Here is a 14,496-nt window from a genome sequence, read left to right on the forward strand (position 1 = left end):
CAGATGTTTTCACCAAGGCCATGGAACGGAGATGCCGGCTCCGTTCTCGATGGCCTGATCATAAAGGAAACGCGCGACCGTCAAGTCCTGCAGCGCGAGCCCGGTCATGTCGAATACCGTGATATCGCTCGACGAGCGATCGATGGACGCCGTTCCCGCCAGAAGGTCGCCGATTTCGGTGCACGGCAGCGCCGGCGCCCATTGACACTCGCCAATGCCGCGCGCCTGCTCCCGGTCGTCGACGACGATGCGCGCACGCGCCAGCACGCCGTCCGGAAGTTCGCGCTTGCCTGCCGTGTCGGCGCCCACGCACGTCAGGTGAGTGCCCGGCTGAACCGCATCGGCATCGAACAACGCGCCGCCGCCCGGCGTGGCGGTGATGACGACGTCGCTGTTCGCCACCGCGTCGTGGAGGTCCCGTGCCGCGCGGATCGCGCATTGGCCCCGGAATGCCGCTTCGAACCCCGGCTCCGGCTCGCCGCTGACGTTCACGTACTGCACCGTGCAACGCTGCGGCAGCAGCTTCAGTGCGTATGCGAGCTGGACGCGCGCCTGCACCCCCGTGCCGAACACGCAGATTCGGGTGCTCTCGGGGCGCGCGAGCAATTGCAGCCCCAGGCCGCCCGCCGCACCGGTCCGGGCGGTGGTGATCGCATTGCCGTCCATGATGCAAAGCGGCCGGCCCGTGTGCGGGTCGAACAGCGCGACGGTTGCCTGGTGAGGCTCGCCGCCCCGTCCCCGGTTGCCTGGCCAGAATCCGGCCGCCTTGAATCCGAGAAGGTCCTGGCTTGCGACGTCGCCGGACTTGATGCCGAATACGCCGCCCGTGTGCAGCTTCTCGCGGACCACCGGAAAAACCCGTCCGGCCCTTTGACTGTGCAGGACAAAAGCTTCGCGAACCGCGGCCATGACTTGCTCGGCTTGAAGGGCGGGTTCGACGGCATCCCGGTCGAGGAGAAGGAGTTGGGCGTCTGTGGGCATCGTCAGGTCAGCTTCTCTGGCGCAATGCCAGTCGAGAGTTTTGGCAGTGTGTCTAAACTTAGACGAACAGTCAAGTCGCGCGGCGCTGCGCAGAACCTATACAATGCGGCCAAATCTAGATGAAGAGTCCAGGATGGCTAAGAAACGACTGACCGGCGAACAGCAGGTCATTCTCGAGCAGGTCAAGCAAATCGCAGCGGGGCTGGGCGAGACGCTGGCGCCGTTTACGGAGGTGGTGGTTCACGACCTGCGCTCGCCGAAGCACGCGATTCTCGCCATCCACAACAACCTGTCCGGGCGCGAGGTTGGTGACCCTGCGACGGAGCTCGGCCTCGCCCGCATCGCGGACGACAGCTACCCGCAAGTGCTCGCGAACTATGCGAATCGGTTCAGCGACGGGCGCCAGGCCAAGAGCACGTCGATCGGCATCAAGGACTCGGAAGGGCATTACTTCGCCGCACTCTGCCTGAACGTCGACGTGACGCTGTTTCGCAGCATCGCGACACTGCTCGAACAGTTCTCGGTTCCCAGTGGGGAGGTGGTCAAGGAATCGCTGGACCCGTCGACCGCCGACTCGCTTCGCGAGCGGATCGACCGGTTCGCGGTCAGCCTGGCGACCACGCCGCAGGCGCTGCGTACCGACCAGCGCAGGGCGCTGATGCAGGCGCTCAAGGAAGAGGGCTATCTGGACTTGCGGCGGTCGATGGAGACGATCGCGCAACACTTGGGCGTCTCGCGCGCGACCGTGTACAACGACGCCAAGTAACCGAGCCTCTCGCGAGGCGCGGCATTCGCCCCCACCGGGGGCTCGCTCACCATCCATAGAATCGCGGCCAGGTCTGTACCGAGCCATCGTCGCCCACGGCGTGATACTCGGGATGTTGCGCGCCGGTGGCGCACGCGTGATTCGGCAGAATGCGCAGGCGGGTGCCGATCGGAAATCGCTTCGCGATGTCTGCGTCCGGCGTGCGCAAGTGCGACACGATGCCGTGCTCCTGGTTGGCCGCGCTCACGACGTACTCGCCGAGCACTTCACCGTCTTCCGCGCATACCAGTCCGTAGCCAAAATCCCGGGCCTGACGCTGCGTTCCACGATCCCGGCTCATCGCCATCCAGCCCGCGTCGATGATCGCCCAGCCTTTCTCTTCCTGATGTCCGATGACGGTGGCCAGTACCGAGAGCGCAATCTCGGACAGCGCGCAAACGCCCACGTTGTGCATGACGAGGTCGAACATCACGTAGACGCCCGCCCGAACTTCCGTGACGCCCTCGAGGGTTTCGGCCGAAAGTGCGGTTGGCGTCGACCCGATACTCACGACCGGACAAGGCAGCCGCGCGGCCCTGAGGCGTTCCGCGGCGCGCACGGTGCGGCTGCGCTCCTGCTCGGCGATCTTCACCAACGCTTCCCGGGTGTCGTATTCGTAGCTGGAGCCGGCGTGGGCCAGGACCCCGCCGAGGATCATTCCGCCATCGACGAGCACCCGCCCCACGTCGATCAGCAACGCGTCCTCCGGCTGGATGCCTGAGCGATGACCATCGACGTCGATCTCGATCCAGACTTCGAAGCGCTCGCCTTGCTCGCGCCCGAAATCGGCGATCGCCTTCGCGGCATGCAGGTTGTCGGCGACGATCTTCAGGTCGCAGCCCTGCCGGCGCAGCGCGAGCGCCTGACCGAGCCTGGCGGGAATCATGCCGACCGCATAGACGATGTCCCGGATCCCGCCCGCGAAGAACTGTTCGGCTTCCTTGAGCGTCGAGACCGTGATGCCTTGCGCGCCCGCCGCGATTTGCGCGTCGACGACGTGCCGGCATTTGGTGGTTTTGACGTGGGGCCGGAACTCGACCCCAAGCTTGTCCAGATGCGCTTGCATGCGTTCGATGTTGCGACGCATGCGACCGGCATCGATCAATGCGGCGGGGGTGTCGAGCGTCTGAATGCCCATGATGCGTTTGCCTCGATGTGTTATCGATGCGAACACTGTAGGCCCGACGACTGCCCGTGTGCTTAACGGCCGCCTAATCCATCATTAAGCGACGTTTAATCCTTCATGCGTTGTTGCGCCAGGGCGGCGGACTGAGGAACTGCTTCGCGGTTTCGAGAAAAATCCGCTGCCGGACGGACCTGCCTGTTCGCGACGGCAAGAGCGCGGTCACCGGCGCGGACGGCAACCGCCAGTCGGGCAACAACCTGACGAGCTTGCCGTCCGCCAGCAATGGCGCGACGTCCCACTCGGAGCGCTCCACGATCCCGAGCCCGGCCAGCGCCCATTCCGTGATGACGGTGCCGTCATTGGAGGAAAGCGCGCCTGCGATGCGGATGACGGTGGACCGTCGAGGGTCGCCTTCCTGCGAGAAGCGCCATCGCGGTACGTCCTCGTCGTTCTCCCGCAGGCACAGGCAGTTGTAACGTGCCAGGTCGGCCGGGTGATTCAGTGCCTTGATGCGGCGTGCGTACGCCGGGCTCGCACACAGGAATCGCTCGTTGGGCGCCAGCGGATACCCGACCCAGGACGACGACTTGAGGGTGCCGATGTGCACGACCACGTCGGCGCCGGACGCATGGGTCAATGGGCTCTCCGACAGGTGCAGCGATATTTCGAGCTTCGGATGAGCCAGTTGCACGTCGCGCACGATCCGGGACACGTACTTCCGCCCGAAGCCAAACGGAGCGACAACGCGGAGCGTGCCTTGCACTTCCCCGTGCTCCCCCGAGATATGGATCGGCAAAGCCTCCACGCGCTCGAGAATATCCAGCGCTTCCTGGTACAGCCGCTGCCCCTCGTCGGTCAAGGAAATCCCGTTCGATTTCCGCACGGCGAGCCTTGCGCCCAGCCGCTCCTCCATTCTCTGCAGGCGAATCGTGACGGCAGGGGGCGTGAGATCGAGCAGCCGCGCCGCAGAGGCCAGCGAGCGTGACGCCCCGATGGCGCGAACGAGACGAAGGTCTTCCAGATCGAGCATTTCGCGTACCTTAATGCGGGCTTTGCCGCGCATTATGCGCTGCCGGCTTTCGCGTCGCCGGATTTTCTCCTACAGTAGCGGAGCTTCGGGCCGTCAGGCCCGCGAGCGGAGCCTGAGAGATTGAGAAAAATCAGAACGAGGGAACAGACGCAATGAACATCAGCAAGCGTGGCGATCACCTGTTCGCCGCCGGATTGTGGAAGGCGATCGGCGACGTCGCGCGATCGGTCCGCAGCCAGGTCGGCGAATACAGCGAAGGGCGCGTCCTCAGCAACGAACTGTTCGCGCTGCAGCGTGAACTGGGCGGCAGCGATTTCGACGTGACGATCAACAAGGGCCGCCCCGTCACCGGGGCCGACGCGCATTCGCTCGCCTTCGGCGCGGCCGTGCGCCGATTCAGGCTGGATATGGAGGCGCTGGTATTCGCGCTGAAGTACCGGCGCAGCATCGACGACACCGATCCGGCTGCCCGCTTCGCCGCGCTGACCCAGGCCAACGAGCAGCTCGCGCGCGCGAAGCAATACGCGATGCTGACCGTGCGGCAGTTCTTCGATACGGTCGTCGACCCGAGCGTCCGGGACCAGCTCCTGGGCGACAAGCCGGGCGGCGGCGACAGCACCCGGTTCGCCGTGGCCAGCGCGAAGCTGGAGCGTGTGCGCCGCGCGATCGTCGAGAGCATTTCGAAGATGTGACGGCGGCGGCCGGCCGCTCCGTCATGCCCGAGCGCGAACCGCTTACTGCGGCCCCATCTTCTTGATCAGCGCGTCGAGCTGCGCGACTTCCTCGTCGTTCAGGTCGACGAGCGGCGCGCGCACCGGGCCCGCATCGTGGCCGACGAGCTTCGCGCCCGCCTTGACGATGCTGACCGCGTAACCCGCGCGGCGGTTGCGGATCTGCAGGTACGGCAGGAAGAATTCGTCGAGCAGGCGGCCGACCGTCGCGTGATCGTCCTTCGCGATCGCTTCGTAGAACGCCATCGCGGTCTTCGGGATGAAGTTGAACACCGCCGACGAATACACCGGCACGCCGAGCGCCTTGTACGCCGCCGCATAGACTTCGGCGGTCGGCAGGCCGCCGAGGTACGAGAAGCGCTCGCCGAGGTGGCGGCGGATCGTGACCATGCTCTCGATGTCGCCGACGCCGTCCTTGAAGCCGATCAGGTTCGGGCAGCGGTCGGCGAGGCGCTCGAGCATGTCCGCGTTCAGCTTCGAATTCGCGCGGTTGTAGACCACCACGCCGATCTTCAGCGCGCGGCACACCTGCTCGACGTGCTCGGCGATGCCTTCCTGGCTCGCTTCGGTCAGGTAGTGCGGCATCAGCAGGATGCCGCTCGCGCCGAGACGCTCGGCTTCCTGCGCATATTCGATCGCGACCCGCGTCGCGCCGCCCGCGCCGGCCAGGATCGGCACCTTGCCCTTGCAGGTCTCGGTCGCGACGCGGATCACTTCCGAGTACTCGCGCTGCGTGAGCGAGAAGAATTCACCCGTGCCGCCCGCGGCGAACAGCGCCGTCGCGCCGTACGGCGCGAGCCATTCGAGGCGCTCGGCGTAGGTCGTCGGGCGGAAGTTGCCGTTCGCGTCGAAATCCGTCAGCGGAAACGACAGCAGGCCGTGGGAAATGATCTGTTTGAGTTCTTGCGGAGAAGTCATGATGGAGTCGTCCGTCTAGCGCGAGTGCTGGGTTCGTCGGGAACGGCATGCGGGCCAAGAGTGGCGATGTCGTTGTATGTCATCGTACAACAAGCGGGAAGGGCGGTGCAAGCGGTTTGCTGTCGTCACGGTGATAGGGTCTTTCCGGATAAGGGTTTACGCACGATGCTCCGGTGGTGTTCAATGTCATATGATGACTAACGATTTGTCCGGTAGCCTCCAGGAATTCCAATGACTGCTTCTCCTCTTTATATCCGCGTGCATCCGGACGACAACGTCGCGATCGTCGTCAACGATGGCGGCCTGCCGGAGGGCGCGACGTTCGCCGACGGGCTGACGCTGCGCGAGGGCGTGCCGCAGGGGCACAAGGTCGCGCTGGCCGATCTCGCGGCCGGCGATCCGATCGTTCGCTACAACGTCGTGATCGGCTATGCGCTGACCGACCTGCGGCGGGGCAGCTGGGTCAACGAGCGCACGATGCGCATGCCCGAGCCGCCGGGCCTCGACGACCTGCCGCTCGCGACCCGCAAGGCGCCGCCGCTGCCGCCGCTCGAAGGCTATACGTTCGAGGGCTTTCGCAATCCGGACGGCTCGGTCGGCACGCGCAACATCCTCGCGATCACGACGACCGTGCAGTGCGTGTCGGGCGTCGTCGAGCACGCGGTGAAGCGGATCAAGGCCGAGTTGCTGCCGCGCTATCCGAACGTCGACGACGTGGTCGGGCTCGAGCACACGTACGGCTGCGGCGTCGCGATCGACGCGCCGGACGCCGACATCCCGATCCGCACGCTGCGCAACATCAGCCTGAACCCGAACTTCGGCGGCGAGGTGATGACGGTGAGCCTCGGCTGCGAGAAGCTGCAGCCGGACCGCCTGCTGCCGCCGGGCGCGATCCCGGTCGCGACCGATGGTGAGCCGGGTGACAACGGCGGCGTCGTGTGCCTGCAGGACGCCGCACACGTCGGCTTCAACTCGATGATCGACTCGATCATGACGATGGCCGAGGCGCATCTCGAGCGGCTGAACCGCCGCCGCCGCGAGACCTGCCCGGCGTCGGACCTCGTCGTCGGCGTGCAGTGCGGCGGCAGCGACGCGTTTTCCGGGCTGACCGCGAACCCGGCGGTCGGCTTCGCGGCGGACCTGCTGGTGCGCGCAGGCGCGACGATCATGTTCTCCGAGGTGACGGAAGTGCGCGACGGCGTCGCGCAGCTCACGTCGCGCGCGGCCAACGAGGACGTCGCGCGCGCGATCATCCGCGAGATGGACTGGTACGACCGCTACCTGCAGCGCGGCCGCGTCGACCGCAGCGCGAACACGACGCCCGGCAACAAGAAGGGCGGCCTGTCGAACATCGTCGAGAAGGCGATGGGCTCGATCGTGAAATCGGGCAGCGCGCCGATCGCCGGCGTCGTGCCGCCGGGCGAGCGCGCGCGGCAGAAAGGGCTGCTATATGCCGCGACGCCCGCGAGCGATTTCATCTGCGGCACGCTGCAGCTCGCGGCGGGGATGAACCTGCACGTGTTCACGACCGGGCGCGGCACGCCGTATGGTCTCGCGCAGGTGCCGGTGATCAAGGTCGCGACGCGCAGCGACCTCGCGCGCCGCTGGCACGACCTGATGGATCTCGATGCCGGGCAGATCGCGACCGGCGCGGCGACGATCGAGGAGGTGGGCTGGGAACTGTTCCGGCTGATGCTCGACGTCGCGAGCGGCAGGCGCCGCACGTGGGCCGAGCAATGGCAGCTCGCGAACGCGCTGGCGCTGTTCAATCCGGCGCCGGTGACCTGACGCGCGGGCGATCGGACGGCCGATCGGCATGCGGGCGCCTTCGGGGCGCCCGTATTCGTCTGGGGCGCGCGCGATGCGCGAAGCCTGCTTGCCTTGAACGTTGCCGACCGCCGGCGCGCCGTGAGCCTCGTGAACGTCGTGAGCCGAGCGCAGCGGCCGCCGGGATCGGGTAACGTATGCGGTTCGTTCACGATTCCGGAGACTTGCCGTCATGTTGAAGAACCTCGATCCGCTGCTGCACGCCGACATCCTGCACGCGCTGCGCGCGATGGGCCACGGCGACGAAGTGGTGATTTGCGATGCGAATTTTCCGGCGGAGTCCGTCGCGCGGCATACGGCGGTCGGCCGCGCGCTGCGCATCGACGGCGCCGATTCGGCGCGGGTCGTGCGCGCGGTGTTGTCCGTGCTGCCGCTCGACACGTTCGTCGATGCGCCCGCGGCGCGGATGGAAGTCGTCGGCGATCCGGCCGCCGTCCCGCCGGTGCAGCACGAAGTGCAGGCCGAGATCGATCGCGCGGAAGGGCGCGCGGTGCCGCTCGCCGGCATCGACCGGTTCGCGTTCTACGCGCGTGCGCAGCAGGCGTATGCGGTGATCGTCACCGGCGAGTTGCGCGGCTACGGCTGCTTTGTGTTCAAGAAGGGCGTGTTGTTGAGCGACGCGGGCTAAACGCATCGATTGCTTCGTTATCCGGAATCGGGTGGCCCGCTCTGTAAAGATTTGGTACAACCTTTTGCTTTGACTCGCCCGAAAGAGCCTCTATGCTGGCCCATTTGCCGGGCCGCGACCCGCTCGGCAGGCCGAACTGCTACGAGGAGAAAGGCATGACGCGTCCCGTCGATTCCGGCGTCATTTTTTTCGCGCGCCTGGCGCTGGCGGCGCTGTTTCTGTGGGGCGGCGTGATGAAGCTGCTCGGCTACGGCGACCTGGTCAGCTACCTGCGCGGCCTGAACGTGCCGTTTCCGACCTATGTCGCGCCGGTCGTCGTCGCCATCGAAGGGCTCGGCGCGCTGCTGCTGATCGTCGGCTACAAGGTGAAGCCGCTCGCATTGCTGATGGCGTTCTACACGCTGGCGACCGCAGTGGTCGGGCACAATTTCTGGGACGCGACGAACCCCGCCGTCCAGCACGAGATGGTGATCCATTTCTGGAAGAACGTCGCGATCGCCGGCGGCTTCCTGCTGCTGTTCGTGACCGGTGCGGGCGGCGTGAGCATCGACGGCGTGCGCCGGCCCGCTTCGTCGTACGGTTCGGGCCTGCGCTGAACGCGCGCCCGGCCGCTCACTGAAATGGCAGGCCCGGCGGCTCGGCGCGCGCGGCGAACGCGGGATCGTGACCGGACAGGAAGTGCAATAGCGTCCAGTTGAACGTGTCGGCGCGATCGAGGTTCGGATGGTGGCCGCTGCCCGGCAGCGAACCGAACTGCGCGCCCGGGATCATCGCCGCGAGACGCCGGCCTTCGACCGCCGGATACACGCCGTCGTCCTCGCTGTGCAGCACCAGCGTTTCGCTGCGCACGAGATTCAGGCGGCGCCGCACGTCGTAGCTCGCAATGCTGTCGCATATGCGCGCGAGATGCGCCGCGTCGGTCGCGGCCGCGCGCGCATGACCGATCTGATACGCAATTTCCCCTCGCTCCGACTGCGCGAATTCCGCGCTGACCAGCGACGGCCACATCTCCTCGAACCAGCGCACCGCGCCGTCGCCACGCTGAAATCCCGCTTTCCATTGCGCGACGCGGCGCATGTGGTCGTCGGCGACCAGGTTCGAACAGCCGTTGCACACCACCAGCTTGCCGACGCGCGACGGCGCGTCGATCGCGACCGTCAGCGCAATCGCGCCGCCGAGCGACACGCCGACGAGCGCCGCGCTGTCGAGACCGAGATGATCGAGCAGGCCCTCCAGGTCGGCGGCGAGCTCGCCCATCGCGAGCGTGCGCGACGGATACGACGACGCACCGTGACCGGGCAGGTCCGGCACGATCACGCGATATCCCGCGTGACGCAGGAACGGCACCTGGCGTGCCCAGGCGAGTCCGCAGCTGCCCAGATCGTGAATCAGCATGATCGGCAGGCCGCTGCCGATGTCCGCGTAATAGAGATCGTGGTCTTTGAATGATAGTTTTGCCATGTGTGCTCCGTTGCGCGTCCACGTGCGCTCTCGTTGTTATCTTAATATTGAGATATATTCATGACAAGCGGGGTTCGATGACCTCTTCAGATGCGAGGATATTCATGAGCGCTCAGGCATCCAGCGATCGCGTCGATCACGTCGACCGGGTCGTCGCGCAATGGCGCGACGAGCGGCCCGGGCTCGACGTGACGTCGATGGAGATCTTCGGCCGGCTGGCGCGGCTGGCGAAGCACTGTGAAAAGGCGCGCACCGAGGCGTTGTCGCCGTTCGGTTTCAAGGAAGGGGAGTTCGACGTGCTCGCGACGCTGCGGCGCGCGGGCAAGCCGTATGAATTGTCGCCGACGCAACTGTATCGCTCATTGATGATCACGTCGGGCGCAATCACCAACCGGCTGATGCGGCTCGAACAGGCGGGCTTCGTCGAGCGCGTGCCGAACCCGCACGACGGCCGGGGGCTCGCGGTGCGGCTCACGCCGGACGGGCTCGCGCTGATCGACCGGGCGGTCGCGGTGCACGTCGAGACGCAGGACCTGCTGCTCGGCGGACTGACCCGCGACGAGCGCGCGGCGCTCGCCGCGCTGCTGAAGACCGCCTTGCTCGCGCTGCCGGGCGAGGCGCTGGCGCCGGACGACGGCACCGGCTAGGCGCGCAACGCGGCCGGCGCGCATGGACCGCGCGCCTGGCCGTCCGGGCTTGAGAGGGCCCGCGCGCATCACAAACACAACGAAAAACGACCAGGACATATCGTGCTCAACAACAACGTATTGCGCCAACTCGACTTGCAGGACGTGATGGTGTTTCTGTGCCTGTACGAACACAAGAGCGCGCGCCGCACCGCCGAGGTGCTGAGCATCAGCCAGCCGACCGTCAGCTATTGCCTGAAGCGGCTGCGCAACTGCTTTCACGACGTGCTGTTCGACGTCGATCACGGCAGCCTCGTGGCGACGCCGAAAGCCGAGGCGATCGAGCCGTATCTGCGCAACGTGATCGATGCGGTGAACCATTGCGCGGACATGGACGACGACCAGGTCGCCGCGGCCGCGCACCGCGTGATCCGCGTGTGCGCGCCGGAGTATTTCGAGCTGCTGCTGCTGCCGGGCGTGCTCGAATCGTTCATGAAGCGCGGCCGCGAGACGTCGCTGATCGTCGAGCGGCTCGGCCGCGAATTGCCGGTCGAGCGGCTGCTCGCCGGCGAGATCGATTTCGCGACCGGCTTCGGCCCCGGCTATCACCGGCTGCATCCGGACCTGCAATGGGAATCGGTGCTGTCCGACACGTTCGTGTGCCTGACCGCATCGCGCAAGCTCGCGCCGACGACGCGCGTGACGCTCGACGAGTTCTGCGACATGCATCACGTGTTCCCGACGCCGTGGATCTCCGAGCGCAACATGATCGACGGCTGGCTCGAGAAGCTCGGGCGCTCGCGCAACATCGTCGCGCGGGCGAACACGTATCAGGCCTGCCTGAACATCGTCTCGCGGCTGCCGGTCGTGCTGACGCTGCCGCAACGGCTGATTCCGTACCTGTCGATCCCGCCTTCGGTGCAGATCTGCGACGTGCCGCTCGGCTTTCCGACCTTCACGCTCGACGTGATCTGGGCGACCCAGATGGAAAAGAACCACGACATCCGCAGCATGCGGATGCTGTTCAAGGATCTCGCGAGCGCGAACGCGTTCGAACCCGGCGCGGCGCACGCGCTCTGAACGGGCCGCGGCGGCGCGCAGGCGGGCGCGCCGCCGCGGCCGATTCTTTCGCGTGAAGAAGCACCCGGCAGGCTTTTTCACGAATCTCTCAACAAAATTACATCCAGCTTTTAATTTTTAAAACGGCGTGCCGCTTCGTGTCGGTAAATTGAGTGGTGTTCGACGAGGCCAGGACTCGAACACACCAAGACTAACCACACTGAGAGTGAGAGGCACACATGATGGATGTTGACGTAGTCACCGCGCAGGTCCACCACAAACCGTTGCCGCGTTTCGGCTTCGAACTGATCGAGAGCCTGGAGCCGGGCCAGAAGGCGATCGATATCGTCGATACCGATCAGTTGTACGAAAATCTTGCCCACTCGGGCGTCGTGATCTACCGCAACTTCGCGGACACGCTCGAGGATTTCAACCGCTTCGTCAGCCAGCACTCGGCGCGCGTCACGTTCGATCCGGCGCGCAAGGCGTCGACCGAGAACACCGCGGAAATCGACGCGGGCCACCTCGAGATGGGCCTGCACCAGGAAAACGGCAACCTGCCGTTCACGCCGGACCTGCAATGGTTCTTCTGCCTCGAGCCGGCGCGCGTCGGCTCCGAGACGACGATGTGCGACGGCCTGCGCGTGCTGCACGAGCTGTCGCCGGCCACCCGCCGCCTGTTCGAGCAGCGCAAGATCAAGTACGCGCGCCGCATTCCCTGGCCGAACGTGCAGCGGTTCCTGAGCATCGAGCTGCAGGTGAGCGCGCATGAGGTGAACGACTCGCATCTCGAAGTCGTCAACCAGCGCGTGCCGGGCCAGCACTACCGCCGGCTCGATCAGTTCCTCGTGTCGTCCGAACGCGTGACGAATGCGATCACCACGAGCTGCTTCTCCGGCCGCCGCGCGTTCTGCAATTCGCTGCTCGGGCCGAGCGTGAACTACGAACCGCCGCTCATCACGTGGGAAGACGGCACCGACATCGATTTCGAGGTGTGGGACGAAATCAAGGACGTGACCGCGCGCTACACGTACGACCTGTTCTGGAACAAGGGCGACATCGTCGTGATCGACAACACCCGCGTGATGCACGGCCGCCGCCGCCTCGCGGATACGGGCCGCCGGATCTTCGGCGCACAAAGCTATCGCAAAGGAGCCATTGCATGATCAGCGCACTTCTCGAACGTCATTTCGCCGAAGCGCAGGACCGGATCGTCGTGCGCGAGATGGAAGGCCGCGACTATTCGCTCGCGGAACTGCGCGCCGACGTGGAGCGCATCGCCGCGACGCTGCAGGACGTGTACGGCGATTGCAGCGGGCTCGTGTTCGGGATCGCCGCCCGCTCGAGCTATACGTGGGTCGCGACGATGCTGGCGATCTTCCGCGTGAAGGCCGTGCTGCTGCCGGTGCCGATCGAATTCTCCGACGAGCAGATCGGCAGCCTGCTGCACAAGGCCACCGCGATCTTCGCGCAGGACGCGCACACCGCGGCGCGCATCAGCGCGATCCTGCCCGGCATCGCGTGCCTCGACGCCGCGAGCGAGCGCAGCGCGTGGCCCGCGCAGGGCGCGCCGGCCGGCGAGCGGATCGAGCCCGGCATCTGCGGGATCATCCATACGTCCGGCACGACGTCGAAGCCGAAGGGCGTGAAGATTCGCGACGAGGCGGTCGGCCTGCTCGTGACGAACGTGCTGAAGCGCGTGCCGCAGGCGCCGCTCGACTACCTGTCGATCGTGCCGATGAGCCTGCTGATCGAACAGGTGCTCGGCGTGTTCCTGCCGATCCTGTCCGGCGGCTCGCTGACGCTGATGCCGGCGCGCTACGCCGAGTACGGCGCGCGCAGCGGCAATGCGCGCGACTACCTGGACCTGATCGCGCAGGTCGATCCGAACTTCCTGTACCTGCCGCCGAAGCTGCTCGAGGAAGCCGACGCGCTGCTCGAATCGACGAGCGTCACGAGCCTGTTCGGCCGCCGCAATCCGCACATCATCACCGGCGGCGCGAAGATTCCGGCCACCGTGCTCGAATCGCTCGACAAGCGCGGCGTGCAGGTCTACGAAGCGTACGGCCTGAGCGAGAACAGCTCGATCATCTCGCTGAACTATCCGGGGCATCGCCGCATCGGCTCCGCCGGCCCGCTGCTCGACGGCATCGTGCCGACGATCGTCGACGGCGAGCTGCGCGTGCTCACCCCGACGCTGTGCGCCGGCTACTACAACTCGGACGACACGTCGTGCGAGCTGACCGACGGCTACCTGCACACGGGCGACATCGCGGAGATCGTCGACGGCTACCTGTACATCACCGGCCGCAAGAAGCACGTGATCATCCTGTCGACGGCCCGCAACATCTCGCCGGAGTGGGTGGAGACGGTCTACAAGGAAAGCGCGCTGATCGACGACATCGTCGTGTTCGGCGAAGGCCGGGAAGAGCCGGCGGCGATCGTGCTGTCGCAGCACGACGAGGCGGCGATTCTCGGCGAGATGGCGCGCCTCGAGCCGCGGCTCGCGGATTTCGCGCGGGTGCGGCGCGTGCGGGTGGTGGCCGACATCGAGCGCTTCCGCAAGGACTATTACACGGTCACGGGCCGGCCGCGCCGCCAGCTGATCGAGCGCGATCTCGCGGCGTCGCTGTACTGATCGGGAGCCGAACGTGCACATCGTACGAACTTTCCATCCGGGGCAGGCCGCTTATCGCGCGATGCAGCTGGCGGTCGCCCAGAACTACTACCAGGCGCACGGCGCGCGCCCGGAGCCGCGCCCCGACCAGTTCTGGTGCCTGACCGACCGCGCGATGACGCTGCCCGGCTACGCGTGCGTCGGGTTGAGCTGGGGCGACAGCGCCCCGCTCTTCTCGGAGTACTACCTGGACGAGTCGCTGACGCACCTGTACGGGCTGTCGCGCGCGGAGCTCGTCGAACTCGGGCAGTTCTCGTCGTTCGGCTCGAAGGGCGCGGGGCGCTACCTGATCGCGAACGTGTTCCGCACGCTTGCCCAGCATCACTACCGGTACGTGCTGATGACGGCGACCGAGCGGGTGCGGCACATCGTGCAGTCGCTGCAGATCGGCTATGACGATCTCGGTCACGCAAGCGTGAGCCGCGTGCGCGACCAGCACGTCGACTGGGGCACCTACTACTACAACGCGCCGCGCGTGATCATGGTGAAGATCGGCGGCATGGCCGCGCGCGACGAGCTGCCCGCCTGGAGCCCGCTCGACGACAAGCCTCCGCCGCGCTGCGCTTCCCGGCACGTCGCGCTCGCCGCGACTGGTCATTGATCCCGGTGGGCCGTGCGCTTCGGCGC

Annotated in this window: 15 protein-coding genes; 10 read left to right on the forward strand and 5 right to left on the reverse strand. The window is 66.4% G+C overall.

Annotation, left to right across the window (positions count from 1 at the left end):
• Window positions 1–9: 9 nt before the first annotated feature.
• Window positions 10–981 (reverse strand): ornithine cyclodeaminase family protein, encoded by a 972-nt coding sequence (locus KY49_RS12365; RefSeq protein WP_042584936.1) that lies wholly within the window; start codon window positions 979–981, stop codon window positions 10–12.
• Window positions 982–1,114: 133 nt separating this feature from the next.
• Here KY49_RS12365 and KY49_RS12370 point away from each other — a divergent pair, with 133 nt between their 5' ends.
• The gene (locus KY49_RS12370; protein WP_042584937.1) at window positions 1,115–1,747 is read left to right on the forward strand and encodes a helix-turn-helix transcriptional regulator; all 633 of its coding nucleotides are present in this window, start codon (window positions 1,115–1,117) and stop codon (window positions 1,745–1,747) included.
• 46 nt (window positions 1,748–1,793) lie between these two features.
• Here KY49_RS12370 and KY49_RS12375 read toward each other — a convergent pair whose 3' ends face one another.
• Both KY49_RS12375 and KY49_RS12380 read right to left on the reverse strand, forming a co-directional pair.
• Window positions 1,794–2,924, reverse strand: a complete 1,131-nt coding sequence (locus tag KY49_RS12375; RefSeq protein WP_042584938.1) for a DSD1 family PLP-dependent enzyme — start codon at window positions 2,922–2,924, stop codon at window positions 1,794–1,796.
• A 103-nt stretch (window positions 2,925–3,027) separates the two neighbouring features.
• Window positions 3,028–3,942: a LysR family transcriptional regulator gene (locus KY49_RS12380; RefSeq protein ID WP_042584939.1), complete on the reverse strand. Its 915-nt coding sequence runs from the start codon at window positions 3,940–3,942 to the stop codon at window positions 3,028–3,030.
• A gap of 152 nt (window positions 3,943–4,094) precedes the next feature.
• Here KY49_RS12380 and KY49_RS12385 point away from each other — a divergent pair, with 152 nt between their 5' ends.
• Window positions 4,095–4,634 (forward strand): hypothetical protein, encoded by a 540-nt coding sequence (locus KY49_RS12385; RefSeq protein ID WP_042584940.1) that lies wholly within the window; start codon window positions 4,095–4,097, stop codon window positions 4,632–4,634.
• Window positions 4,635–4,676: 42 nt separating this feature from the next.
• On the opposite strand, the gene kdgD is transcribed toward KY49_RS12385, so the two are convergent.
• Window positions 4,677–5,591, reverse strand: a complete 915-nt coding sequence (gene kdgD / locus KY49_RS12390) for a 5-dehydro-4-deoxyglucarate dehydratase (protein WP_042584941.1) — start codon at window positions 5,589–5,591, stop codon at window positions 4,677–4,679.
• A 231-nt stretch (window positions 5,592–5,822) separates the two neighbouring features.
• Between kdgD and garD the strand changes: the two genes are divergently transcribed.
• The 3 genes from garD (at window position 5,823) to KY49_RS12405 (ending at window position 8,642) form a co-directional block, all read left to right on the forward strand.
• Window positions 5,823–7,379: a galactarate dehydratase gene (gene garD / locus KY49_RS12395; RefSeq protein WP_042584942.1), complete on the forward strand. Its 1,557-nt coding sequence runs from the start codon at window positions 5,823–5,825 to the stop codon at window positions 7,377–7,379.
• A 211-nt stretch (window positions 7,380–7,590) separates the two neighbouring features.
• Window positions 7,591–8,046 (forward strand): RbsD/FucU family protein, encoded by a 456-nt coding sequence (locus tag KY49_RS12400; RefSeq protein WP_042584943.1) that lies wholly within the window; start codon window positions 7,591–7,593, stop codon window positions 8,044–8,046.
• A 155-nt stretch (window positions 8,047–8,201) separates the two neighbouring features.
• On the forward strand, window positions 8,202–8,642 hold the full coding sequence (locus KY49_RS12405) for a DoxX family protein (protein ID WP_042585007.1): 441 nt from the start codon (window positions 8,202–8,204) through the stop codon (window positions 8,640–8,642).
• Window positions 8,643–8,658: 16 nt separating this feature from the next.
• On the opposite strand, the gene KY49_RS12410 is transcribed toward KY49_RS12405, so the two are convergent.
• Window positions 8,659–9,507: an alpha/beta fold hydrolase gene (locus KY49_RS12410; RefSeq protein ID WP_042584944.1), complete on the reverse strand. Its 849-nt coding sequence runs from the start codon at window positions 9,505–9,507 to the stop codon at window positions 8,659–8,661.
• A gap of 104 nt (window positions 9,508–9,611) precedes the next feature.
• On the opposite strand from KY49_RS12410, the gene KY49_RS12415 reads away from it, so the two are divergent.
• From KY49_RS12415 to KY49_RS12435, 5 genes are all read left to right on the forward strand, one after another.
• Window positions 9,612–10,154, forward strand: a complete 543-nt coding sequence (locus KY49_RS12415) for a MarR family winged helix-turn-helix transcriptional regulator (RefSeq protein WP_042584945.1) — start codon at window positions 9,612–9,614, stop codon at window positions 10,152–10,154.
• Window positions 10,155–10,256: 102 nt separating this feature from the next.
• Window positions 10,257–11,213 (forward strand): LysR family transcriptional regulator, encoded by a 957-nt coding sequence (locus KY49_RS12420; RefSeq protein ID WP_042584946.1) that lies wholly within the window; start codon window positions 10,257–10,259, stop codon window positions 11,211–11,213.
• 218 nt (window positions 11,214–11,431) lie between these two features.
• Window positions 11,432–12,358, forward strand: coding sequence for a TauD/TfdA family dioxygenase (locus KY49_RS12425; RefSeq protein ID WP_042584947.1), 927 nt, complete (start codon window positions 11,432–11,434; stop codon window positions 12,356–12,358).
• Complete coding sequence (locus KY49_RS12430) at window positions 12,355–13,830, forward strand: AMP-binding protein (protein ID WP_042584948.1); 1,476 nt, start codon at window positions 12,355–12,357, stop codon at window positions 13,828–13,830. The genes KY49_RS12425 and KY49_RS12430 overlap by 4 nt, the downstream gene beginning before the upstream one ends.
• A gap of 13 nt (window positions 13,831–13,843) precedes the next feature.
• A complete protein-coding gene (locus KY49_RS12435) occupies window positions 13,844–14,470 on the forward strand; it encodes a thermostable hemolysin (protein ID WP_042584949.1) in 627 nt (208 codons plus the stop codon).
• The last annotated feature ends 26 nt before the right edge of the window (window positions 14,471–14,496 follow it).

The organism is Burkholderia sp. MSHR3999 (assembly GCF_000833595.1).
Classification (GTDB): Bacteria; Pseudomonadota; Gammaproteobacteria; order Burkholderiales; family Burkholderiaceae; genus Burkholderia; species Burkholderia ubonensis.

Coding starts and splice junctions, on each gene's coding strand:
- KY49_RS12365 (WP_042584936.1), bottom strand. CDS start 981: ATGCCCACAGACGCCCAACTCCTTCTCCTCGACCGGGATGCCGTCGAA.
- KY49_RS12370 (WP_042584937.1), top strand. CDS start 1,115: ATGGCTAAGAAACGACTGACCGGCGAACAGCAGGTCATTCTCGAGCAG.
- KY49_RS12375 (WP_042584938.1), bottom strand. CDS start 2,924: ATGGGCATTCAGACGCTCGACACCCCCGCCGCATTGATCGATGCCGGT.
- KY49_RS12380 (WP_042584939.1), bottom strand. CDS start 3,942: ATGCTCGATCTGGAAGACCTTCGTCTCGTTCGCGCCATCGGGGCGTCA.
- KY49_RS12385 (WP_042584940.1), top strand. CDS start 4,095: ATGAACATCAGCAAGCGTGGCGATCACCTGTTCGCCGCCGGATTGTGG.
- kdgD (WP_042584941.1), bottom strand. CDS start 5,591: ATGACTTCTCCGCAAGAACTCAAACAGATCATTTCCCACGGCCTGCTG.
- garD (WP_042584942.1), top strand. CDS start 5,823: ATGACTGCTTCTCCTCTTTATATCCGCGTGCATCCGGACGACAACGTC.
- KY49_RS12400 (WP_042584943.1), top strand. CDS start 7,591: ATGTTGAAGAACCTCGATCCGCTGCTGCACGCCGACATCCTGCACGCG.
- KY49_RS12405 (WP_042585007.1), top strand. CDS start 8,202: ATGACGCGTCCCGTCGATTCCGGCGTCATTTTTTTCGCGCGCCTGGCG.
- KY49_RS12410 (WP_042584944.1), bottom strand. CDS start 9,507: ATGGCAAAACTATCATTCAAAGACCACGATCTCTATTACGCGGACATC.
- KY49_RS12415 (WP_042584945.1), top strand. CDS start 9,612: ATGAGCGCTCAGGCATCCAGCGATCGCGTCGATCACGTCGACCGGGTC.
- KY49_RS12425 (WP_042584947.1), top strand. CDS start 11,432: ATGATGGATGTTGACGTAGTCACCGCGCAGGTCCACCACAAACCGTTG.
- KY49_RS12430 (WP_042584948.1), top strand. CDS start 12,355: ATGATCAGCGCACTTCTCGAACGTCATTTCGCCGAAGCGCAGGACCGG.